Origin of the sequence: Cellulosimicrobium sp. SL-1, from assembly GCF_011033075.1 — a bacterium.
In the GTDB taxonomy this organism is placed as follows: Bacteria; Actinomycetota; Actinomycetes; order Actinomycetales; family Cellulomonadaceae; genus Cellulosimicrobium; species Cellulosimicrobium funkei.
Genome location: NZ_JAACJC010000004.1, coordinates 1 through 22592, shown reverse-complemented (window position 1 = coordinate 22592; position 22592 = coordinate 1). Strand labels below are relative to the sequence as shown.

At 74.9% G+C, this 22592-nt stretch carries 21 protein-coding genes; 13 read left to right on the top strand and 8 right to left on the bottom strand.

The features are described from left to right. Positions 1–174: 174 nt before the first annotated feature. Together GWJ10_RS06800 and GWJ10_RS06795 are read left to right on the top strand one after the other, a co-directional pair. Positions 175–2043: an FAD-binding protein gene (locus GWJ10_RS06800; RefSeq protein ID WP_206158362.1), complete on the top strand. Its 1869-nt coding sequence runs from the start codon at positions 175–177 to the stop codon at positions 2041–2043. Further along, the gene (locus GWJ10_RS06795) at positions 2040–2918 is read left to right on the top strand and encodes a 2Fe-2S iron-sulfur cluster-binding protein (RefSeq protein WP_163186413.1); all 879 of its coding nucleotides are present in this window, start codon (positions 2040–2042) and stop codon (positions 2916–2918) included. The genes GWJ10_RS06800 and GWJ10_RS06795 overlap by 4 nt, the downstream gene beginning before the upstream one ends. A gap of 119 nt (positions 2919–3037) precedes the next feature. Here GWJ10_RS06795 and pgm read toward each other — a convergent pair whose 3' ends face one another. Both pgm and GWJ10_RS06785 read right to left on the bottom strand, forming a co-directional pair. Continuing rightward, positions 3038–4732 carry a phosphoglucomutase (alpha-D-glucose-1,6-bisphosphate-dependent) gene (pgm, locus tag GWJ10_RS06790; RefSeq protein ID WP_163186411.1) on the bottom strand — a complete coding sequence of 565 codons (1695 nt, stop codon included), beginning with the start codon at positions 4730–4732 and terminating at the stop codon, positions 3038–3040. A gap of 78 nt (positions 4733–4810) precedes the next feature. After that, complete coding sequence (locus tag GWJ10_RS06785) at positions 4811–5788, bottom strand: TetR/AcrR family transcriptional regulator (protein ID WP_163186409.1); 978 nt, start codon at positions 5786–5788, stop codon at positions 4811–4813. A 133-nt stretch (positions 5789–5921) separates the two neighbouring features. On the opposite strand from GWJ10_RS06785, the gene GWJ10_RS06780 reads away from it, so the two are divergent. Both GWJ10_RS06780 and GWJ10_RS06775 read left to right on the top strand, forming a co-directional pair. After that, positions 5922–6932, top strand: coding sequence for an ATP-binding cassette domain-containing protein (locus GWJ10_RS06780; protein ID WP_241005699.1), 1011 nt, complete (start codon positions 5922–5924; stop codon positions 6930–6932). Positions 6933–6994: 62 nt separating this feature from the next. Then, positions 6995–7792 carry an ABC transporter permease gene (locus tag GWJ10_RS06775; protein ID WP_061266993.1) on the top strand — a complete coding sequence of 266 codons (798 nt, stop codon included), beginning with the start codon at positions 6995–6997 and terminating at the stop codon, positions 7790–7792. 4 nt (positions 7793–7796) lie between these two features. Here the strand turns inward: GWJ10_RS06775 and GWJ10_RS06770 are convergent, their stop codons facing one another. After that, positions 7797–8534, bottom strand: coding sequence for a glutamine amidotransferase (locus tag GWJ10_RS06770; protein WP_163186405.1), 738 nt, complete (start codon positions 8532–8534; stop codon positions 7797–7799). 239 nt (positions 8535–8773) lie between these two features. On the opposite strand from GWJ10_RS06770, the gene GWJ10_RS06765 reads away from it, so the two are divergent. Further along, positions 8774–9076: a hypothetical protein gene (locus tag GWJ10_RS06765; protein WP_163186403.1), complete on the top strand. Its 303-nt coding sequence runs from the start codon at positions 8774–8776 to the stop codon at positions 9074–9076. 25 nt (positions 9077–9101) lie between these two features. Here the strand turns inward: GWJ10_RS06765 and nrdG are convergent, their stop codons facing one another. Beyond that, positions 9102–9674, bottom strand: coding sequence for an anaerobic ribonucleoside-triphosphate reductase activating protein (gene nrdG, locus GWJ10_RS06760; RefSeq protein ID WP_163186401.1), 573 nt, complete (start codon positions 9672–9674; stop codon positions 9102–9104). A gap of 2 nt (positions 9675–9676) precedes the next feature. Continuing rightward, a complete protein-coding gene (gene nrdD / locus GWJ10_RS06755) occupies positions 9677–11875 on the bottom strand; it encodes an anaerobic ribonucleoside-triphosphate reductase (protein WP_163186398.1) in 2199 nt (732 codons plus the stop codon). Positions 11876–12131: 256 nt separating this feature from the next. On the opposite strand from nrdD, the gene GWJ10_RS06750 reads away from it, so the two are divergent. The 8 genes from GWJ10_RS06750 to GWJ10_RS06715 all read left to right on the top strand — a co-directional run bounded on the left by GWJ10_RS06750 (position 12132) and on the right by GWJ10_RS06715 (position 18953). Further along, positions 12132–12905 carry a YwiC-like family protein gene (locus GWJ10_RS06750; RefSeq protein ID WP_163186395.1) on the top strand — a complete coding sequence of 258 codons (774 nt, stop codon included), beginning with the start codon at positions 12132–12134 and terminating at the stop codon, positions 12903–12905. A 101-nt stretch (positions 12906–13006) separates the two neighbouring features. Further along, positions 13007–13351, top strand: coding sequence for a MazG nucleotide pyrophosphohydrolase domain-containing protein (locus GWJ10_RS06745; RefSeq protein ID WP_034655042.1), 345 nt, complete (start codon positions 13007–13009; stop codon positions 13349–13351). 34 nt (positions 13352–13385) lie between these two features. After that, the gene (locus tag GWJ10_RS06740; protein ID WP_043652923.1) at positions 13386–13916 is read left to right on the top strand and encodes a DinB family protein; all 531 of its coding nucleotides are present in this window, start codon (positions 13386–13388) and stop codon (positions 13914–13916) included. 48 nt (positions 13917–13964) lie between these two features. Next, on the top strand, positions 13965–14348 hold the full coding sequence (locus GWJ10_RS06735) for a hypothetical protein (protein WP_163186392.1): 384 nt from the start codon (positions 13965–13967) through the stop codon (positions 14346–14348). Between the two features lie 202 nt (positions 14349–14550). Next, on the top strand, positions 14551–14709 hold the full coding sequence (locus GWJ10_RS06730; RefSeq protein ID WP_009861736.1) for a hypothetical protein: 159 nt from the start codon (positions 14551–14553) through the stop codon (positions 14707–14709). Further along, positions 14706–15860 (top strand): glycosyltransferase family 2 protein, encoded by a 1155-nt coding sequence (locus GWJ10_RS06725; RefSeq protein WP_163186389.1) that lies wholly within the window; start codon positions 14706–14708, stop codon positions 15858–15860. Before GWJ10_RS06730 ends, GWJ10_RS06725 begins: the two co-directional genes overlap by 4 nt. A gap of 67 nt (positions 15861–15927) precedes the next feature. After that, entirely contained in the window at positions 15928–16752 is an 825-nt protein-coding gene (locus GWJ10_RS06720) for a MerR family transcriptional regulator (RefSeq protein ID WP_163186386.1), read from the top strand. A 104-nt stretch (positions 16753–16856) separates the two neighbouring features. After that, the gene (locus tag GWJ10_RS06715; protein WP_163186383.1) at positions 16857–18953 is read left to right on the top strand and encodes an elongation factor G; all 2097 of its coding nucleotides are present in this window, start codon (positions 16857–16859) and stop codon (positions 18951–18953) included. Between the two features lie 116 nt (positions 18954–19069). Here the strand turns inward: GWJ10_RS06715 and GWJ10_RS06710 are convergent, their stop codons facing one another. The 3 genes from GWJ10_RS06710 to GWJ10_RS06700 form a co-directional block, all read right to left on the bottom strand. Continuing rightward, a complete protein-coding gene (locus GWJ10_RS06710) occupies positions 19070–19942 on the bottom strand; it encodes a heme ABC transporter ATP-binding protein (RefSeq protein ID WP_163186380.1) in 873 nt (290 codons plus the stop codon). Further along, a complete protein-coding gene (locus GWJ10_RS06705; protein WP_061269396.1) occupies positions 19939–20949 on the bottom strand; it encodes an iron ABC transporter permease in 1011 nt (336 codons plus the stop codon). The genes GWJ10_RS06710 and GWJ10_RS06705 overlap by 4 nt, the downstream gene beginning before the upstream one ends. Positions 20950–21101: 152 nt before the next feature. Next, positions 21102–22367, bottom strand: coding sequence for an ABC transporter substrate-binding protein (locus tag GWJ10_RS06700; RefSeq protein WP_206158361.1), 1266 nt, complete (start codon positions 22365–22367; stop codon positions 21102–21104). Between the last annotated feature and the right edge of the window lie 225 nt (positions 22368–22592).

Sequence of the window (22592 nt, the reverse complement as noted above, 5' to 3'; positions counted from 1 at the left end):
GGGCCGCGGGCTCGATGGGGAGCGGTGCCCATGGGGCCCCGGACCGGGACCTTCGCCTGTTGCGCTGCCCCGGCGGCGCGGGGACCCTTCCCCTATGCCTCGGCACGCTCTCCCCCCGCTCCGCCCTGCACGCCCCGGACCGGCCGGCCTCTCCCGCACGCCCCGAGGACGCCGGTGACCGCGCTGCGCGTCGAGCGCGCCGACGTGGTCGTGGTCGGGGGCGGCGCCGCCGGGCTGAGCGCGGCGCTCGCCGTCGCCGAGGCAGCGGCCCGCGACGTCGGTCGCGCCCCCGTGGTCGCGCTCGTGTCGAAGGTGTACCCGATGCGCTCGCACACGGTCGCCGCCGAGGGCGGCGCGGCGGGCGTCGTGGGGGACGACGACTCGCTCGAGCAGCACGTCGCCGACACGCTCGCGGGCGGCGCGGGGCTGTGCGAGGACGACGCCGTCCGGTTCGTCGTGGAGCGCGCGGCCGGCGAGCTCTACCGGCTCGAGCGGTGGGGGCTGCCGTGGTCGCGCACCGACGCCGGCGACGTGGCCGTCCGCCGGTTCGGCGGCATGAGCCGCGCGCGCACCTGGTTCGCCGCCGACAAGACCGGCTTCCACCTCCTGCACACCCTGTTCCAGACGTCGCTGCGGCACTCCGGCGCCGACGGTCCCGTCCGCCGGTACGACGAGCACCACGTGCTCGACCTCGTGGTCGAGGACCCGGGCGGCCCGGACGCCCGGGTGCGCGGCGTCGTCGTGCACGACCAGCACCGCGGCGAGCCGCTGCTCCTGGAGGCCCCCGCCGTGGTCCTCGCCACGGGTGGCTCGGCGCGCGCGTGGGGGACCAGCACGAACGCGGGCATCTGCACGGGCGACGGCACCGCGATGGCGCTGCGGGCGGGCGTGCCGCTGCGCGACCTGGAGTTCCTCCAGTTCCACCCGACCGGCCTCCCGGGCAGCGGCATCCTCCTCACCGAGGCCGCGCGCGGCGAGGGCGGGGTGCTGCTCGACGCCGACGGCCGCCGCTACCTCGCCGACTACGGCCTCGGCCCCGAGTCGCCCGTCGGGGCGCCCGTGCCGCGCACCATGGAGCTCGGGCCGCGCGACCGCCTGTCGCAGGCGTTCTGGCACGCCGACCGCGACGGCCGCACGATCCCCACGCCCGACGGCGGCGTCGTCCTGCTCGACCTGCGGCACCTCGGCAAGGAGCGGCTCGCCGAGCGGCTGCCGCTCGTGACCGGCCTCGCCAAGCAGTTCGCGGGCGTCGACCCGGCGGACGAGCCCGTCCCCGTCCGCCCGACGGCGCACTACACGATGGGCGGCATCCGCACCGACGCGCGCGGCACGACCGGCGTCGCCGGGCTGTTCGCCGCGGGGGAGTGCGCCTCCACCGGCCTGCACGGCGCCAACCGGCTCGGGTCCAACTCGCTCGTCGAGACGCTCGTCGTCGGGCGCGCGGCGGGCGAGGCGGCGCTCGCGTGGTCGCGGGAGGTCGGTCCGCCCAGGGCCGACGGCGGGCCCTCGGCCCTCCCGACGGGTCCCGCGGTCGTGGACCGGGCCGCCGAGATCGCCGACGGCTACCTCGCGATGCGCGGCCGGGGGACCGAGCCGCCCGCCGCGATCCGGGCCGAGCTCGGGCGCGTCCTCGACGCCGACGCCGGGATCTACCGCGACGCCGACGGCCTGCGGCGGGCGCTCGGGGCCGTCGAGGACCTGCGGGCCCGGTACGACGACGTGCGCGTCGCCGACACGAGCGCCGTGCTCAACACCGACTGGGCGACGACCGTCGAGCTCGGCGCGACGCTGCTCGTCGCGCACGCGACCGTCGCCGCCGCGCTCGCGCGGGAGGAGTCGCGCGGCGCCCACCAGCGGCTGGACTTCCCGGCGCCGGACGCGGTGGCGCGCCACTCCGAGGTCCGCCTCGGCGCGGGCGGCACCATCGAGGTGGCGCACGTCCCGGTGGGTGCCGGGACCCCCGCCGAGCACGGGGTTGCTGCCGGGAAGGGCCCGGAGACGACGACAACGTCGTTCTCGGCGAAGGAGGGAGAGGGCGCGTGAGCGAGCAGACGGTGCGGCTGGAGGTCGCGCGCACGTCGCCCGACGGCGCGAGCGCCGGCGGGCGGGACGTGTTCGACGTGCCCTACGACGACCGCACGTCCGTGCTCGACGCGCTCCAGTGGGTCAAGGACCACGCCGACCCCACGCTGACGTTCCGGTGGTCGTGCAAGATGGCGGTCTGCGGGAGCTGCGGCGTCATGGTCAACGGACGCCCGGTGCTCGGGTGCGAGACGTTCGTGCGCGGCTACCGCACGTCCGGCCTCGTCGTCGAGCCGCTCGCGCACGCCGAGGTGCTCCGCGACCTCGTCGTGGACACCGACACGTTCCTCGGCAAGCTCGCCACCGTGCAGCCCTGGCTCGTGCCCGACGGCGCCACGCGCCTCCCGCTCGTCGACCCGCCCTCGGCCGGGGTCGGGGCGGGGGCCGGGGCCAGGACCGGGGCCGGCGCCGGGGTCGAGGTGGGCGAGGACGTCGACGGCTCGCGGACGCCGGACGGCGGCGACGTGCTGCGGGCGGTCGGGCCGGCGTCGGGCCACCGGCAGACGCCGGGCGAGCTCGCCGCGTTCAAGGGTTTCGCCGAGTGCATCGACTGCATGCTCTGCTACGCGGCGTGCCCGCAGCTCGACGTCGCGCCCGACTTCCTCGGCCCGGCCGTCGTCGCGACGGCGCGCCGCTGGGACGAGGACTCGCGCGACGCGGGCGAGCTCGACCGCGCCGACGTCCTCGACACCGAGCTCGGCGCCTGGCCGTGCATCCAGATCGGTGCGTGCACGCAGGTCTGCCCCAAGGGCGTCGACCCGGCCCGCGCGCTCCGCGACGCCCAGCGCGTCGCGACGGACACGTGGGACGCCCGCGAGCGCCGTCGGACGACGTAGCCCCTCTCGCGAGGGAGATCCCCGGTCCCGCGAGGTAGAGGCGTGGTCCCGCGAGGTAGAGCCCCGGTTTCGCGAGGTAGAGGCGTGGTCGTGACCACGCCTCTACCTCGGCGGGGTCGTCAGCTCCCGAGGGCCGCGGAGACGACGTCCTTCGCCTCGGCCTGGACCTGGGACAGGTGCTCCGCGGAGACGAACGACTCGGCGTAGATCTTGTAGACGTTCTCCGTGCCCGACGGCCGGGCCGCGAACCACGCGTTCTCGGTCGTCACCTTGAGCCCGCCGATCGGGGCGTCGTTGCCGGGGGCGTTCGTGAGCTTCGCAGTGATCGGCTCGCCCGCGAGCTCGGTCGCGGTGACCTGCTCGGGCGAGAGCTTGCCGAGCGTCGCCTTCTCCTCGAGGGTCGCCGGCGCGTCGACGCGCGCGTACCAGGACTCGCCGTAGCGCTCGACGAGGTCGCGGTGGTGCTCGGACGGCGTGCGGCCCGTCGTCGCGATGATCTCCGACGCGAGCAGCGCGAGGAGCAGGCCGTCCTTGTCCGTGGACCAGACGCGGCCGTCCTTGCGGAGGAACGACGCCCCCGCGGACTCCTCGCCGCCGAACCCGACCGAGCCGTCGAGCAGGCCGGGCACGAACCACTTGAACCCGACGGGGACCTCGACGAGCCGACGGCCGAGCCCGCCCGCGACGCGGTCGATGAGCGCGGACGACACGAGCGTCTTGCCGATCGCGGCGTCGTCGCGCCAGCCCTCGCGCGCGCCGCCGTAGAGGTACTGGATCGCGACGGCCAGGTAGTGGTTGGGGTTCATGAGCCCGGCGTCGGGCGTGACGATCCCGTGGCGGTCGGAGTCGGCGTCGTTCCCGGTGGCGACGTCGAACGGTGCGCCACCCTCGGCGTTCCCGGACTCCCCGGTCATGCCCGCGACGAGGGACGCCATCGCGTACGGCGAGGAGCAGTCCATGCGGATCTTGCCGTCCCAGTCGAGCGTCATGAACGCCCAGCGGGGGTCGACCTGCGGGTTGACGACCGTGAGGTCGAGCCCGTACCGCTCGCCGATCTCGCCCCAGTACTCGACCGACGCGCCGCCCAGCGGGTCGGCGCCGATCCGCACGCCGGAGTCGCGGATCACGTCGAGGTCGAGGACGTTCGCCAGGTCGTCGACGTACGTGGTGAGAAAGTCGTGCTTGTGCACGTGCTCGGACGTGAGCGCCTGGGTCAGCGGCACGCGCGGCACGCTGCCGACGCCGGTGCGCAGGATCTCGTTCGCGCGGTCCGCGATCCAGCCGGTCGCCTCGGACCCGGCGGGGCCGCCGTGCGGCGGGTTGTACTTGAAGCCGCCGTCGCGCGGGGGGTTGTGCGAGGGCGTGACGACGATCCCGTCGGCGAGGCCGGGGCCGGTGGTGCGGACGCCGTCGACCGTCGTCGCCTCGTTGTGCAGGAGGATCGACTGCGAGACGGCGGGGGTCGGGGTGAACGAGTCGCGCGCGTCGACGTACGTCTGGACGCCCGCGGCGACGAGGACCTCGAGCGCGGTCTGCCACGCCGGGAGCGACAGCGCGTGCGTGTCGCGCCCGATGAACAGCGGCCCGTCGGTGCCCTGCAAGCGCCGGTACTCGACGATCGCGGCCGTGATCGCGATGATGTGCGCCTCGTTGAACGCGTGGTCCAGGCTCGACCCCCGGTGGCCCGACGTGCCGAACACGACCTTCTGGGCCGGGTCGTCGACGTCGGGCGCGAGGTCGTAGTAGGCGCCGACCACGGCGTCGACGTCGATGAGGTCGCTGGGCTGGGCGGGCATGCCGGCGCGGGGATCCATGGGTCGATCCTGCCAGGGGTGGCGCCCGCACGTCAGCCGGGACGGACGTCGTGGCGCGGGACCTTCGGCACGACCTCCCTAGCCTGCGGGGTCGGGGTCCTCCGGCGCGGCGGCGGGGTCGTCGGACCGGTCGGCGCTCGCGCTGTCGATGGCCAGCTCGACGGCGTCGAGCAGGCGGTCGAGGCTCGCGTCGAAGGGCCCCTGCGGCGCGTCGAAGCCGCCCGCGACGTAGACGCGCGTCATGACGGGGTAGCGCTCGACGTCGAACCAGTCCTCCCAGAAGCTGCCGAGGGTCGTCCAGTACTCGTCGTTGCCCACGCCGGTCGCGTCGCGCTCGGTCCGCTCGGCGATCGTGGCGCGCGCGAGGCCCTGGACGTAGTTGTCGACGAGGCCGAGCGTGTCGACGACCTGGAGCTCGGAGAGACCGGTGTCGACGATGGTCCGCAGCCCGGCCTCCTGGGCGTCGAGCACGTGCGGCGCGAGCGGGGCGCGCCACATGTTGGTCTGGAGGATCCACGGGTGGCGCAGGTAGAGGTTCCACAGCTCGTGCGCGTACTGCGCGAGCGCGGGACGCCACGGGGCTCCCGCAGCGGGCAGGTCGAGCTCGGCGTACGCGCGGTCGATCATGAGGTCGACGAGCTCGGTGCGGCCGGGCACGTAGGTGTAGAGCGACATCGCCCCGACGCCGAGCTCGGTCGCGACGCGGCGCATGGACAGCGCGTCGAGCCCGCCCTCCTGCGCGACGGCGATCCCCGCCCGCACGACGTCGTCGAGCGTGAGGCGCGGCTTGCGGCCGCGCGTCGCCGGGGCGGGCGGGTCCCACAGGAGCGCGAGGCGGCGCGTGATCTCGGGGGTGCGGACGATCTCGGTGAACTGGGCGCGCGCGTGCTCGGCCGCCTGCACCGCGGAGGCGACCCCGGCGTCCGCGGCGGCCGCGACGCCGCGCGGACGCTCGGAACCCTCGGGGTCCTCGGGGTCCGGGGTCGCGGGCGGGGTCGGCGCGGTGGCCGACGGCGCACGGTCGGCCGCGCGGGCGTCGGTCGGGTCGGTCGTCACGTCCGTATCCTCCCCGACTTCCCGCGGGATCTCGCCTCCGGCGCCGTCGCGCGCTGAAGGCTTGCCTTTTCCCGTACACCGTATGCTAGCGTGGTCGCTCCATTTCAGTACGGCGTACGAGAGGGTGGCTCCGGTGATCCGAGCCCGCGGCCTGACCAAGACCTTCCACCGCAAGAAAGAGACCGTCGAGGCCGTCAAGGGCATCGACGTCGACGTCCGGGAGGGCGAGCTCGTCGCCTTCCTCGGCCCGAACGGGGCCGGCAAGTCCACGACCTTGAGGATGCTGACGAGCCTCCTCGCACCGACCGCCGGGACCGCGGAGGTCGCCGGGTACGACGTCGCGCGCGACCCGGCGCGGGTCCGCTCGCGCATCGGCTTCATCGGCCAGGGCAACGGCGGCGGGTTCTCCTACCGCGTGCTCGACGAGCTCCACAACCAGGGCCGCTTCTACGGGCTGGCGCCCACCGAGTACACGCGGCGCGCCGCCGAGCTCCTCGACGCCCTCGACCTCGGCGGGCTCGAGAAGCGGACCGTCCAGTCGCTGTCCGGCGGCCAGCGCCGTCGCCTCGACGTCGCGCTGGGGCTGATGAACCACCCGCCGCTGCTCTTCCTCGACGAGCCGACCACGGGCCTCGACCCCCACGCCCGCGCGAACCTCTGGGAGCACATCGCGGCGATGCGCGAGCGCTACGGCATGACGATCGTGCTCACGACCCACTACCTCGACGAGGCCGACAGCATGGCGGAGCGCGTCGTCGTCATCGACCACGGGGAGATCATCGCCGACGCCACCCCGGACTCCCTCAAGCACGACCACGCGGACGACGTCATCACGCTCGCCGTGGTCCCGGCGCCCGGTGGCGGCGCCCCGGGGGAGGCGTCGCCGGGAACGGTGCCCGACGTCGTCGGCCGCGTCCGCGCGTCCCTCGCCGAGGACGCGGGCGAGGTCGCGACCACGACCGGCCCGGACGGCGTCGTGACGGTCCGCATCTCGACGACGCACGGCGCCGACCGTCTCCCGGAGGCCATCGAGGCGCTGCGCGTCGCTGGGCTGGCCGTGCGCTCGGCGGAGCTCAAGCAGGCGAGCCTCGACGACGTCTTCCTCAACCTCACCGGCCGCAGCCTGCGAGAGGAGGCCGCATGAGCACGCGGACCGACCTGGCGGGCGCGCGCGTCGGGGCACCGGCCGCCGGTGCCGACACGGCGATGCGGACCGGCGTCGCGAAGTTCCTCGGCGATACGTGGGCCGTTTTCACGCGCGAGATCCTGCTCGTGCTGCGCGACCCGTTCACGCTGATCTTCTCGCTGCTGCAGCCGCTGATCTTCCTCGGCCTCTTCGGCCCGCTCCTCACGGGCGCGGTCGGCGGGTTCGGCGGCGGCGCGCCCGGGGGCGGCGGGTCGACGGCCGAGACGCTGCAGTGGTTCGTCCCGGGCGTGATCGTCATGATCTCGCTGTTCGGCACGTCCATGAGCGGGTCGAACCTGCTCTACGAGATGATGACCGGCTCCTACGAGCGGGTGCTCGCGACGCCGCTCGACCGCTCCGCGATCCTCGTCGGGCGCTCGCTCAAGGAGTTCGCACCGCTCGTCGTGCAGGGGCTGCTCATCGCGCTCGTGTGCGTCCCCTTCGGCTTCACGCTCTACCCGCTGCACCTGCTCGTCGGGCTGCTGCTGCTCGGGCTGTTCGGCATCGGGGTGGGCGCGCTGTCGATCGCGCTCGCCCTCGCCGCGAAGAACCGCGAGTGGCTGTTCTGGGGCGTGCAGCAGTCGCTGCTGTTCCCGCTGCTCATCCTCTCCGGCATGATGCTGCCGCTCGAGGCCGGACCGGCGTGGATGCGCACCGCGGCGCTCTTCAACCCGCTGACCTACATCGTCGACGCGGAGCGCGCGCTGCTCGCCGGGTCGTTCGCCGACCCCGACGTGCTGTGGGGCTTCGTCGCCGCGGCGGTGACGTGCGCCGTCGGGCTGTGGGTCGGCATCCGCCGCACCCGCAAGACCGTCTGACGCCTCACCGGTCGTCCTCCACCTCGTCCAACCACGACGTGAGGACGGCGGTGGCCGCCGCCGTGAGCGCCGCACCGTGCCGGCGGGCGTCCTCGCGGAGCGCTCGCGGGTCGATCCCCGCGCCGGCGAGCTCGTGGGCGTGGCCCACGAGCCACTGCTCGATCCGCGCAGGGTTGGCCTCGACGTGGAACTGGAGGCCGAGGGTCGAGCGGCCGTGGGAGAAGGCCTGATTCGGGAACCCCGGCGTCGCGGCCAGCCGCCTCGCGCCCTGCGGTATCGCGAAGGCGTCACCGTGCCAGTGCAGGACGGGGACGCCCGCGAGGGGCGCCAGCACGGACCGCTGCCCGTCGTCGGTGAGGTCGAGCGGTGCGTAGCCGATCTCCGTGCGCCCGGTGGGTGCGACGTCGGCGGCGAGCGCCGCGGCGAGGACCTGCGCGCCGAGGCAGACGCCGAGCGTCGGGCGGCCGGTCGCGAGACGCGCCTGCACGGCGGCGATCTCGCGGGAGAGGAACGGGTAGCCGGGTGCGTCGCCGATGCCGACGGGGCCGCCGAGGACGACGACGAGGTCCGCGTCGTCGAGCGACCCGACGGGCAGGGGGTCGCTCGGGGCCTCGACGTACGAGACCCGGTAGCCGCGCCGTTCGAGCAGCGGGGCGAGCACCCCGAGGTCCTCGAAGTGCACGTGACGGACGGCGACGGCGTGGCGCGAGGCCGGGGCGGCGTGGGGCCGGGACGACGGCACGGGTCGTCTCCTCTCGGGCGGGTGGTGCGGGGGCGGGGGAGGGGCGGTCGAGCAGCAGCCGTGCCCAGCCTCCTCGCGGACGTCGGCCCGCGGGTGCCCGATCGTCCGGGAGACGTACCCGATCGTCCGCTCTCCTGACGGGCGGCGACCGACGCCGGGCCGGACGCCGCACGGGTCGTCGTGGTGGGCGGGGGTCGTCCATGAGATCGTCGAGCGCAACCGACCACCAGGAGGACGACATGTCGTGGACCACGCCGGCGAAGAAGGCGGTCTCCGGGCTCGTGCTCGCGGTGATCGCCTGCGTGATCTTCTTCAGTGCCGCCGCCGTGGGTTCCTTCCTCACCGCCGTCGTCGTCGCCCCGGACGCTCCCGACGTCACCACACCTGTCCCGCGCGGCGCGCTCACCGCCCTCTACCTCTGCGGGTTCGTCCTCTTCCTCTGGGGAACCCTCCGGATGACGATGGCCACGTGGGAGATGATCGGGAGCATCCGCCGTCCTGCCGAGCCGGACCCCGCTCCTCGGCGCCGCGCGTCCCGGTGATCCGGCGGCCCCGGGGCTGCCGTCGTCAGGCGCTCGTCGTCGCGCGGTCCGACACCCACGGGACGGCGCGCCCCGTCGCGAGCGAGGCCCGCGCGTCGAGCACGCGCTGGTTGGTGCTGCCGCGGAACGCGAGCGTGAGGTCGCGGCGCGCGAGCTCGAACCGACCGTCGACCAGCACGTCGACCTCGGCGAGGAGCGCGCGCTGGTCCGCGGTCCCCGCGCGCAGCTCCTCGAACGTGTAGCCCGTCCAGCACCACACGTCCCGGCGGTCGCCGTGCTCGGCGCGCAGGCGGCGCACGAGCCGCAGGCACACGCCCGTGTTGAGGAACGGCTCCCCGCCGAGCAGGGACAGGCCCTGCACGGCGGGGTGCGCGAGGTCGGCGAGGACGCGGTCCTCCAGGGCGTCGTCGTACGGGCGCCCGTAGCGGAAGCTCCACGCGGCCTCGTTGAAGCAGCCCTCGCACGCGAAGAGGCACCCGCTCACGTACAACGAGCAGCGCACGCCCTCGCCGTCGACCATGACGAACGGCTTGTAGTCCGCGACGTACCCCTGGCTGACGCGGTCCGAGCGCCAGCCGGAGCCGGGGGTGCGCGCCACGGTCACGCCGACGCCGGGTCCGGCAGGTGCTTCACACGCGCGGAGATCTCCGCGTGGCGGCCGTGCACCATGGGGCGCTGCTGCGGGTTGCCGAGGTACCCGCACGTGCGCTTCACGACGTCGCACGTGCGCGGGTCGGCGTTGCCGCACGACGGGCACGCGAAGCCGCGCGCGGTCGGGTCGAAGTCGCCGGTGAACCCGCACGCGTAGCAGCGGTCGATGGGCGTGTTCGTGCCGAGGTAGCCCACGCGGTCGTACGCGTAGTCCCACACGGCCTCCAGCGCCCGCGGGTTCTGCTGGAGCACGGGGTACTCGCAGTAGTGGATGAACCCGCCCGACGTGTACCGCGCGTACTCGGCCTCGAAGTCGAGCTTCTCGAAGGGCGTCGGGCTCTTGCGGACGTCGTAGTGGAAGCTGTTCGTGTAGTAGTCCTTGTCGGTGATGTCGGGCACCGCGCCGAACCGCTCCCGGTCGAGGCGGCAGAACCGGTCGGTCAGGCTCTCGCTCGGCGTCGCGTAGACGCTGATCCGGTAGCCGAGCCGCGCCGTCCACCCGGCGGCGTGCGCGTGCAGGGACCGCAGCACGTCGAGCGTGAGCTCCTTGGCCCGCGGGTCGTGCTCCCAGGCGCCGCCGAAGAACGCGGCGGCGACCTCGTACAGCCCGATGTACCCGAGCGACACCGTGGCGCGGCCGTCGCGGAAGAGCCGGTCGACGTCGTCGCCGGGAGCGAGGCGCTCCCCGAACGCCCCGTGGACGTAGAGGATCGGCGCGTTGCCCGGCGTCGCCTCCTTGCAGCGCTCGATGCGGAAGACCAGTGCGTCGTGCACGGTCTCCAGGCGCTCGTCGAGCAGGCGCCAGAACGTGTCGAGGTCGCCGTCGGCCTCGAGCGCGATGCGCGGCAGGTTGAGCGTCACGACGCCCAGGTTCATGCGCCCCTCCGAGACGTCCCGGCCGTGCTCGTCCTGCCACCCCTGGAGGAACGACCGGCAGCCCATCGGGACCTTGAACGACCCCGTGAGCTCGACGATCTTGTCGTACGACAGCACGTCCGGGTACATGCGCTTCGTCGCGCACTCGACGGCGAGCTGCTTGAGGTCGTGGTTGGGGTCGCCGGGGTCGAGGTTCAGCCCCCGGCGCAGCGTGAAGATGAGCTTGGGGAAGATCGCGGTGCGGCCCTCGCTGCCGAGGCCGCGGATGCGGATCTGGAGGATCGCGCGCTGGATCTCGCGCTCCAGCCACCCCGTGCCGAGCCCGAACCCGACCGACGTGAACGGCGTCTGCCCGTTCGACGTGAACAGGGTGTTGATCTCGTACTCCAGCGACTGCATCGCGTCGTAGATGTCCTTGCGCGTCTTCTCGCGCGCGTACTCCTCGTGCGCAGAGGCGTCGGCGATCCAGCGGCGCGCGTCCGCGAGGTGCTTCTCCAGGTTGCGCTCGGCGTACGGGGCGAGGAGCTCGTCGATGCGGTTGACCGAGCACCCGCCGTACTGGCTGGAGGACACGTTCGCGATGATCTGGCTGATCTGCGCCGTCGCGGTCTGGATCGAACGGGGCGGCTCGACCTGCGCGTTCCCGATCCGGAAGCCGCTCGACAGCATCGACCGGAAGTCGATGAGGCAGCAGTTCGTCATGGGCGCGTAGGGGTGGTAGTCGAGGTCGTGGTAGTGCAGGTCGCCCTTCTGGTGCGCGTTCGCGACGTGCGGTGGCAGCATCCGGAGCCCGATCGCCTTGCCCACCGTCCCGGCCGTGAGGTCGCGCTGGGTGTTGAAGACCTCGCTGTCCTTGTTCGCGTTCTCGTTGACGACCGTCGAGTCCTTGTCGAGCAGCCGCACGATCGAGTGGTTGAGGTCCGTCGCCCGGCTGCGCGCGAAGTCACGCTGCACGCGGTAGTCGATGTAGGCGCGTGCGACGTCGTACTCGTGCGATTCGAGGAGCACGTGCTCGACGACGCCCTGGATCTCGTAGATCTTCACGGTCGCGTCGAACCGCGCGGCGATCTCCGCGTCGACCCGGTCGACGACCTCCGCCACGCGGCGGCGGTGCGTCGCCGTGAGGTCGCCGTGCACCTCCGCGAACGCCTTCGTCACGGCTGCGCGGATGCGGGCGTCGTCGAACGGCCGTCGCCGGCCGTCGCGCTTGAGGACCTCCAGCGTGGCGGTCGTGCGGTGCGGTGCTGCCTGGTCGAGCTCGATGGCGGTCATCGCTCGTCCCCTCTGCCCACCGGGTTCTCGCCGGCGCGCAGGGGTTGCGCGACGGACCGTACCCCAACATGTGGGGTGTGAATCACGGCTGCGCCACCATATCTAGTCCGACGACCGCGCGTGACGGCGGACGACGGCGCGCCGCGGGCCGCCGTCGAAGGTCAGGACGAAGGTCCCGCGCGGCCGGGACGTGCGGCCGCGCGCACGGGGGACTCCGCGCGGCCGGAGCCGGTCGCCGCGGCGCTAGCCTCGGGAGGTGGCCCGACGTCCGCCCGGCTGGGTGCCGAACCAGCACGGCGCGTGGCCCATGCTCCTGCTGCCGTTCGTGGTCGGCACGGTGCGCGGCGTGCAGGACGCCGGGTTCCGTCCGGTGACCCTCGCGCTCGGCGCGCTCTGGCTCGTCGGGTACCTCGCCTACTCCGCGGCCGGGCTGTGGCTGAAGTCCCGCCGCCGGCCCCGCTACCGGCGCCCGATGCTCACGTACGGCGCGGCTGCGGCCGTGCTCGGGACGGTCGTGCTCCTGCTCGACCCGGCGCTCGCGGCCTGGGCGCCCGCGTTCGTGCCGTTCCTCGCGCTCGGGCTGTGGGCGTCGGCGCGGCGCACCGAGCGGTCGGTCGCCGCGGGCGGCGCCCTGACGGTCGCGGCGTCGCTCATGACGGTGGTCGCGTACGCCGCGTGCCGGCGCGCGGGTGCGTCCGTGCTCGCCGTCCCGGCCGTCGTCTGGCTGGTCGCCGCGCTGCTCCTCGCGTACCTGTTCGGCACGGTGCTCTACGTCAAGACGATGATCCGCGAGCGCGGCGTGCGGTCGTACGTCGTCGCCTCGGTCGCGTACCACGCGGCGGTCACCGTCGCGGCGGGCGTCGTCGCCGTCGTGCACGACCCCACGTGGTGGTGGGCGACGGCGTTCCTCGCGGCCGCGACCGCCCGGGCGGCGGTGCTGCCGGGCCGACGGCTGAGCCCGCGGGCCGTCGGGATCGGGGAGATCGTCGCGACGGTGCTGCTGCTCGTCGTCGCGCTCGTCGTGCGGTAGGTCCGCTGTTCGGCAGGTCGTGCGGGGTTCGGCACCTCGTGCTGCCGAACGCGGACCGTGGGTGCCGAACGGTCGGAGGTGCCAGGTGGTTCGCTGGCGCGATGGACGACGACGCGCCCCTCACCCTGCCCGCGCTCGGCGAGCGCGTCGAGGCGGTGTCGGCGCTGTACGCGCGCAAGTTCGGCGTCGACCGCGACCCGGACTGGTTCATGCTCAAGCTCACCGAGGAGGTCGGCGAGCTGACCCAGGCGTTCCTCGCCGCGACGGGGCGCACCCGCCCGCGCGGAGGCGCGGGGACGCCCGGGCCCGACGGCGGAGCCTCGCCGCTCGCGGACGAGGTCGCCGACGTCCTGGCGCACCTGCTCCTGCTCGCGCGCTCCCAGGGCGTCGACGTCGAGGCGGCGGTGCGGCGCAAGTGGCTCGCGTGGGAGGCCGACCTGCCCTGAGCGGGCGCAGCGGCGCGGTCGCTAGGGTGGCGCCGTGACCGACCACCGCACCGACCCGCCCGTCGCCGCCGACGAGGTGACCACGCTGCGCGGCTTCCTCGACTTCCACCGCGACACGCTCCGCTGGAAGACGGCCGGGCTCGACGCCGCGGAGCTCGCGCACCGGCTGCGGCCGTCGTCGATGACGCTGGGCGGGCTGCTCAAGCACCTCGCGTTCGTCGAGTCGCAGTGGTTCTCGCAGGTGTTCCGCGGCGAGGAGCTCATGCCCCCGTTCGACACGGCGGACTGGGCCGACGACCGCGACTGGGACTGGACCTCCGCGGCGGGCGACTCGCCGGAGGAGCTGCGCATGCTGTTCGACCGCGCGGTCGCGGCGTCGGACGCGGTGCTCGACGCGGCGCTCGCGGACGGCGGGCTCGACCGGCTGAGCGCTCGCGCCGACCGGCACACGGGCGAGCGCTGGACGCTGCGCTGGATCCTCGTGCACCTGGTCGAGGAGTACGCGCGGCACAACGGTCACGCCGACCTGCTGCGCGAGGCGATCGACGGGACCGTGGGGGAGTAGCGCCGCGGTCGGTTGCCGCGGGGGCCGCCGCCCGGGACGATGGCGGACGTGACCGCCCCCGAGCAGCCCGCGCCCCGTCCGGTCCGTCCGCGCGGCGCCGCCGTCGTCCTGGTGGCGCTCGTCGTGCTGGGGGTGGGACTGCTGCTCGCCGCGCTCTGGGTCGCGAGCCGCCCGACGTCGTTCGGCTGGTTCGCGTACGCGCCGGTCTCCGGGACGACGTTCGTCCCCGCGGGCGCGTACCCGCCGGGTGCCGCGGCGCTTCTCGCGGGAGCCGGAGCCCTGCTGGTGGGCGGGGCGGTCGGGTTCGTCCTCGGACGGCGCCGCGCCGCCCCGTCGCAGGAGACCTCGGCGCCCTCGCCGGCACCGTCCGACGGCCCTGGCCCCGGCCCCGGCTCCGCCCCGTCCGACGGCGGGACGGCACCGACCGCCTGACGCGCCACCTCCGACGCCCGGTCCCGCACGCCGCGGGGGCCGGGCGTCGTCGTGTACCCACCGCCCGACGGCCGGGCACTCCTCCGCAGCCCCCGCGTGCTCACCCGGCGTCCGGGGCGGTGCTCCACCGCGTCCGGGGCCCGGATGGGTACCGGCCCGTGCGACGGACGGTGGAACCACCGACGACGACAGGAGGTGGATCGTGTACCAGCTCGGTACGACTCAGGCAGGGACCGTGCTCGCGACGACGGGAGCGATCGCGGGCTTCTACGTGGTGGGAGCCTGGACGCTCGTCGTGGCGGGGCTCGCGCTCGTCATGACGGCGCGCGTCCTGCGCAAGCGGCTCGCGGAGCACCGATGAGCGCGGCGACGCTCCCACGGGTGGTGGTCGTGGTCCCGGCGCACGACGAGGCCGCGGCCCTGCCGACGACGCTCGCGTCGGTCCGGGCGCAGACGCGTCCGGTCGACCGGGTCGTCGTCGTGTCCGACCGCAGCACCGACGCGACGGTCGAGACCGCGCGCCGCCTGGGCGCCGACGTCGTCGAGACGGTCGGCAACACCGGCCGCAAGGCCGGGGCGCTGAACCAGGCGCTGCGCGGGGTGGAGGCGGAGAACGTCCTCGTGCTCGACGCGGACACGACCATCGCCCCGACGTTCGTCGAGGACGGCCTCGACCTGCTCGACGCGCGCCCGGAGCTCGGCGCGGTCGGTGGCGTCTTCCGCGGCACACCGCCGCGCTCGGTGCTGGAGCAGCTCCAGTCCGACGAGTACGAGCGGTACGGCGTGCAGATCGACGTGACCGGGCGGACGTCCGTCCTCACGGGCACGGCCGCGCTCGTGCGGACCGAGGCGCTGCGGGCGGTCGCCGCCGCGCGCGGGGACCGGCTCCCGGGGCGGCGCGGCGACGTGTACGACGTCGGCGCCATCACCGAGGACTCCGAGCTCACCCTCGCGCTGCGCACGCTCGGCTACGAGCTCGCGTCGCCGGTGCGGATGTCCTGTACGACGGAGCTCATGCCGACGTGCCGCGACCTGCACCGCCAGCGCGTGCGCTGGTACAAGGGGATGCTCGACAACCTGCGCGCGTACGGGTTCACGCGGGTCACCGCCCGGTACGTCGGGCAGCAGGCGATGCTCGTGCTGAGCACGCTCATGCTCGCGAGCCTCCTCGTGCTCACGGCGCTGACCGTCGTCGCGGGCACGTTCCGGGTGGTCCCGGCGTGGCTCGCCGTAGGCGGGGTCCTCGTGCTCGAACGGCTGGTCACGGTGTGGCGGAACGGGCCCCGGGGTCGGCTGCTCGCCGTGCTCGTGCTGCCCGAGCTCCTCTACGACCTGTTCCTCCAGGTGGCGTTCGTCCGGGCGTGCTTCCTCGCCGCGACGTCGCGCGACGCCGGGTGGCACCACGTGGCGCACGCGACCGTCTCCGGGAGCGCGACCGCGGACGCCCCCGAGACCGGCCCCGCGAGCAGCATCGAGAACACGAGGGGCCCGAAGCAGTTGACCTTGACGTGATGTCAACTTCTACCGTGGTCCCGGTGCCGCACGAGAGCACCACACCGACGCACGGGAGGAGCGGGAGATGAGCACGACGGGCGCCCGCACGGCCGACTGGTCCATCCAGGAGGTCGCGCGCCTGGCCGGGACGACGAGCCGGACGCTGCGTCACTACGACGCGGTCGGGCTCCTGCCCCCGAGCCGGGTCGCGGCGAACGGTTACCGCCACTACGACGCCGACGCGCTCGTCCGGCTCCAGCGGATCCTGCTCCTGCGCGACCTCGGTCTCGGGCTCCCCGCGATCCGCGAGGCGCTCGACGGCCCGCCCGCCCGGCAGGGTGACGGGCCGCCGTCGGACAGTGCCCGGCGGGAGGCCCAGGTGCGGGCGCTGCGCGGCCACCTCGGGTGGCTGCGGGCGGAGCGGCAGCGGCTGGCGCGGCAGATCGCGTCGGTCGAACGGACGATCACCACGATGGAAGGAGGTGGCGAGCTCATGGCGGACGACATGTTCGACGGGTTCGACCACACGCAGCACCGCGACGAGGTCGAGGCCCGCTGGGGGAAGGACGCGTACGCGCGGAGCGACACCTGGTGGCGCGGGATGTCCGACGACGACCGCGCCGCCTGGCAGGACCGCACGCGCGCGCTCGGAGAGGACTGGGCCGCGGCGGCCGCCCGGGGCGTCGACCCGGCGTCCGACGAGGCGCAACAGCTCGCACGCCGCCACGTCGAGTGGCTCGGCGGCATCCCCGGCACCCCGGGTGCCGGCGCGGCGCCGGTCAAGGAGTACGTCGTCGGCCTCGGCGAGATGTACGTCGCGGACGAGCGGTTCGCGAAGAACTACGGCGGCGTCGAGGGTGCGACGCTCGTGCGCGACGCCCTGCGCGTCTACGCGGACGCCCACCTGTAGCCCCGTGCCCGGGCCGGGACCTCCGGCCCGGGCACGATCCGTTCGACGTCACTAGCCTGGAACCCCGGCGGGACACGGCGCCCCGCCGCCGCCAGGAGGCAGCCATGGCCACGACGTCGACGTCCACCGGCCCGGCCACGACCCGCAACGTCGCCCTCGTCGGGCACAGCGGCTCGGGCAAGACCACGCTCGCCGAGGCGTTCCTCCACCGTGCGGGCGCCGTCCCGCGCCCGGGCTCCGTCGCGGAGGGCACGACCGTGTGCGACCACGAGCCCGAGGAGGTCGCGCGCGGCATCTCCGTGAGCCTCGGCGTCGCGCACCTCGACTGGCGCGCGCCCGACGGCACGACCTACCAGGTCACGCTGCTCGACACCCCCGGCTCGCCCGACTTCGCGGGGTCCGTGGACGCGGCGCTCGCGGTGGCGGACCTCGCGGTCGTGGTGGTGAGCGCCGTCGACGGGGTGCAGTCGGGCACGGAGGAGGTCTGGCGGCGGTGCGACGAGGCGGGGATCCCCCGCATCGTGGTCGTCTCCCAGGAGGACCGCGCGCGGGCGAGCTTCCGCACCGTCCTCGCCGCGCTCCGCGCCGCGTTCGACGCGCCGTTCGTCCCGCTCGAGCTCCCGCTCGGGGAGGAGCAGACGCTGCACGGCGTGGCCGACGTCCTCACCGAGCGCGCCCGCGAGTACGGCGGCGGGGCGCAGGGGGTCTGGCAGGGCCACGACGAGGAGGTCCACGCCGACGTCCGCGACGAGGAGCACGCGCTGCACGACGAGGTCGTCGAGGAGATCGTCACGCACGACGACGACCAGCTCGAGGCCTACCTCGGGGGCGACGAGCCGGGCCCGGCCGACCTGGAGCGCACGCTCGCGCACGAGGTGCTGACGGGCGAGGCCGTGCCGGTGCTGCTCGCGTCCGCCGTCACCGGCGTCGGGGTGGACCGCGTCCTCGACCTCGTGTGCGAGCTCGGGCCGTCCCCCGCGGACCGCCCGGCCGTCGTCGCGCTGCCCGACGCCGCCGGGTCGGGCGAGGCCGTGACGTCCGAGGTCGTGGCCGACCCCGCGGGCGACGCGCTCGTCCACGTCTTCCGGACCGTCGTCGACCCGTTCGTCGGGCAGGTGTCCGTGTTCAAGGTGCTGTCCGGGAGCGTCGCGACGGGCGACCGGCTCGTGAGCACGGCGACCGGCGCGGACGACCGCGTCCACGGGCTCTTCCGGCTGCGCGGACGCGAGCACCTGGCCGTGGACCGGGTCGTCGCGGGCGACGTCGCCGCCGTCGCGAAGCTCTCCGCCGCGTCGACCGGCACGCTCCTCGCGGGCCGCCGGATGCCCGTCGCGGCGCGGGACCTGCCACCCCGGCCACCGGTGTACGCGCTCGCGCTGCGGCCCGTGTCGCAGTCCGACGACGACAAGCTGTCCGCCGCGCTCACCCGGCTGCGCGCCGAGGACGCGACGCTGCACGTCGACCTCACGGGCTCCCAGGCGGTCCTCGGCGGCCTCGGTGACACGCACCTCGCGGTCGCCGTCGAACGGCTCGAACGGTCCTTCGGTGTCCGCGTCACGACCGAGCCCGTCCAGGTCGCCTACCGGGAGACGATCACGCGCGCCGTCGAGGTCGAGGGCCGCGTGAAGAAGCAGTCCGGCGGGCACGGGCAGTTCGCCGTGGTGCGGCTGCGCGTCTCCCCGCTCCCGCGCGGCGAGGGGTTCGCGTTCGTCAGCTCCGTCGTCGGCGGGTCGGTGCCGCGCCAGTACCTGCCCGCGGTCGAGCGCGGCGCGCGCGAGGCCATGGAGAGCGGCGGGCCGCACGGCTACCCCGTCGTGGACCTGCGCGTCGAGGTCCTCGACGGCAAGGCGCACTCCGTCGACTCGTCCGACATGGCGTTCCGCACCGCGGGCGGCGTGGGGGTGCGCGAGGCGCTCGCCACGGCCGGGACGGTCGTGCTCGAGCCCGTCTCCGCGGTGACCGTGACCGTCCCGCCCGACGCGCAGGGCGACGTCATGGGCGACCTCTCCGCGCGGCGCGGCCACATCACCTCGACCGACTCCCTGCCCGACGGCCGCGTGCGCATCGACGCGCTCGTGCCCGAGGCCGAGCTGACCCGCTACGTCCTCGACCTGCGCTCGATCACCGGCGGGCGAGGGTCGTTCACGGCCGCGCCCGACCGCTACGAGGTGCTCCCCGGCGGCGTCGGGGCGAGTCGCTAGGCCGGGCCCTCTCGACGGGCGGTGCTCCACGGTCTTCGACCCCGCGCAGAGAAGATCCCCCGGGTTGCGCATCGTGGAGAGGCGTGGGGGATGTCGTGCTCCCCACCCTGTCGTCCTCAGCGGCGCGGCACGACGATCGGCGCGCCGCCGCCCGGGTGGTCGACGACCTCGACGGGGTAGTCGTAGACGCCGCTCAGCAGCTCGGCGGTGAGGACGTCGCGTGGACCGCCGTCGGCGACGACGCGCCCGCCCGCGAGCACGGTGACCTGGTCGGCGTACGCGGCCGCGAGCGAGAGGTCGTGCACGACGACGACCACCGCACCGCCCGCGGCGGCGTGCGCCCGGGCGAGCTGGAGCACGAGCTCCTGGTGCTTGAGGTCGAGCGCGGCGGTCGGCTCGTCGAGCATGAGGAGCGCGGTGCGCTGGGCGAGGACGCGCGCGAGCGCGACGCGGGCCTTCTCCCCGCCGGACAGCGACGTGAAGTGCCGGTCGGCGAGGTGCTCGACGTCGGTCGCGGCGAGCGCCTCGGCGACCGCGGCGTCGTCGTCGTCCTCGAACGGGGTGCCGCGCCACGGCGAGCGGCCCATGCGTACGACGTCCCCGGCGGTGAACGGGAAGCTCAGCGACACCTGCTGGAGCATGACCGACCGGCGCAGGGCGAGCTCGGTCGGGGTCCACGCGGCGAGCGGGCGGCCGTCCACGGTGACGTCGCCGGCCTCGGGGCGCAGGTCGCCGGTGAGGACGCCCAGCAGCGACGACTTCCCGGCCCCGTTCGGGCCGAGCAGCGCGCGGACCTCGCCCGCGCGCACGTCGACCGACACGTCGTGCAGGATCGGCGCCTCGCCGAGGGTGAGGGACACGCCCTGCGCGGCGGTGACCACGTCGCCGGGCGCGGCACGCCCCGGGAGGCGGGGCCGCCGTCGGGCACCGGTGACGGCGGTGCGCAGGGAGCCGAGGAACGACGAGCCCTCGTGGCGCAGGTCGCTCATGCCCAGCCTCCCTGGCGCGAGCGCGTGCGGCGCAGCAGGTAGAAGAAGAACGGCCCGCCGACGAGCGACGTGATCATGCCGAGCGGCAGCTCGACGTTCGCGACGGCGCTGCGCGCGAGGAGGTCGGCGGCGAGCAGCACGACGGCGCCGCCCAGCACGGACGCGGGGACGAGCGTGCGGTGGCTCGGCCCGCACACCATGCGCACGAGGTGCGGCACGACGAGCCCGACGAACGCGATGATCCCCGTGAACGCGACCCCGGCGGAGACGAGCAGCGCGACGAGGACGATGACGAGCTGGCGCAGCCGCTCGACGTCGACCCCGAGGTGCTGCGCGGCGCGCTCGCCGAGCGCGAGCAGGTCCATCCTGCGGCGCACGAGCATCGCGCCGGTGACGCCGACGACCGCGATCGGCAGGACGACCGCGACGGACTGCCACGTCGCGCCGCCGAGCGACCCGAGCTGCCAGAAGACGATCTGCTCGCGCGCGGCCGGGTCGGCCACGAACGTGAAGAACGCGAGCATCCCGCCCGCGAACGCGTTGACCGCGATGCCGGTGAGCACGAGCGTCACGACCTCGGTGCGACCACCCGCGCGCGCGAGCGCGTAGACGACGAACGTGGTCACGAGCCCGCCGACGAACGCCGCCGCGGCGACCCACGTGCCGGGCACGAGCGCGCCCGCGGTGACGATGACCGCGCACGCGCCCACGGCCGCGCCCGAGGACACCCCGATGACGCCGGGCTCGGCGAGCGGGTTGCCGAACACGCCCTGCATGAGGGCGCCCGAGCACGCGAGCGCCGCGCCGACGACGATCGCCAGGACGACGCGCGGGAACCGCACGACCCACAGCGCGTTCTCGCCCTGTGGGTGCGACGGCATGGGTCCCCAGTCGAGCCCGACGTGGTGCGCGAGCGAGCCGAGCACCTCCGCGGGCGACACGGGCACCTGCCCCGTCATGCCGGACACGACGGTGAGCACCGCGAGCGCCACGCCCAGCCCGACCATCAGCCACCGGGCGGCGTGGCGGCGCTGCTGCCCGACGGCGGGCCCCACCCGGGCGGGCCGACCACCGGGGCGCGGGGCGCCGTCGGGCGCGGCGACGCCCTCGGGACCGGGTGCACCGTCGGGCGTGCCGAGGGGGCGGGTGGCGGGCGCGCTCACGACGCCGGGAGCTCCGGCGCGGGCACGCCGTAGAAGGCCTCGACGAGCGACGCGATCGTGGAGCCGGTGCGGGGGCCGAACGTGAGCAGGCGCGAGCCGTCCATGTCGACGACGCGGCGCGCCTCGCCCGCGGGCGTCTGCGCGAGGCCGGGGATCGCCATCATGGCGTCGAGGCCGCCCATCGACTCGAGCCCGTCGGTCATGACGAGGTAGGCGTCGGGCGCGGCGCTGATGATCGCCTCGCTCGTGACCGGCGCGTACTGCTGCGTGAGGCCGATGGCGGTCCCGGCGTCCTCGCCGCCGATCTCGCGGATCAGGTCGTCGGCGCCGGAGCCGGGCCCGAACAGCATCTTGATGTTCGCCCCGCGCAGGTAGAGGAACGCGACGCGGGGCGTCCCGGTGTCCTGCGGCACCGTGGCGAGGGCTGCGCAGATCTGCCGGTCCGTGCGCTCGACCAGCGCCTCGCCCTGCTCGGGCACGCCCAGCGCGGTCGCGACCGCGCGGATCCGGTCGTCGACCCCGTCGAGCGTGCGGGCCTCGTCGAAGTACACGACGGGGATGCCCGAGCTCTCGAGCTGGCCGCGCACGTCGTCGGTGAGGATCGTCGCGTCGGTGAGGATCACGGAGGGGTCCAGCCCGAGGATCGCCTCGACGTCGAGCGCGTGGCCGGCGCCCGTGACGACGGGGACGTCCGCGGCCTCGGGGAAGCCGGTCGGCAGGTCGCGGCCCACGACGTTCGCGCCCAGCCCCAGGCTGTAGACGATCTCGCCGAGCGTCCCGTACAGGTCGACGGGGATGATGCGGCTCACGTCCGTGATCTCGACCTGGCGCCCGTCGACCGACCCGACCGTCACCGGGAGCTGCGGGGCGGGCGCCTCGGCGACCGGGTGGATCGCGTCGTCGGTGAACGTCGCGCTCGTGGGCCCGGTGGGGAACGACGCGGGGTCGACGTCGGAGCCGCCGCCCGCGGCCCGGGACTCCTCGAGCGTCGTGCAGGCGGCCTCGGTGCCCGGGGTCTCGGCCGGGGTCGCCTCGACGGGTGCGGCGTCCTGGCTCGCCGCGGCCGACGGCGTCGCGGGCGCCTCGTAGGGGAGCGGCGAGCACGCGGCGACCAGGCCCAGCAGGACGACGGCGCCCGCCCCGGCCAGCGCGGTCACGGTCCGGCGTGCGCGGCGGGGTGCGGCACCCGGCGTGCCGGCGGGCGACGTCGGGCGGCGCGGCGACGAGCCGGGGTGCGGCGCAGGGCGGGCAGCGTGAGGCATGGGGAGTTCTCCAGGAAGCGGTCCGAGGGCGCGGCCGCCACGGCCGCCGCCACCAGGTAAGACGAGCCTAACCTGACCCGCGGACGTTTCTCGACCGCCGTGGAGGTAACTCACCTCACGAACGCCCCCCGGCGCGCGGCCGAGCATGGCGACGCGGCCCGTCGGCTGGGTGGGACGGGCCGCAGCCGCATGGTCGGCGGCGGCGGCGGGGGTGGGTTGGGGGCG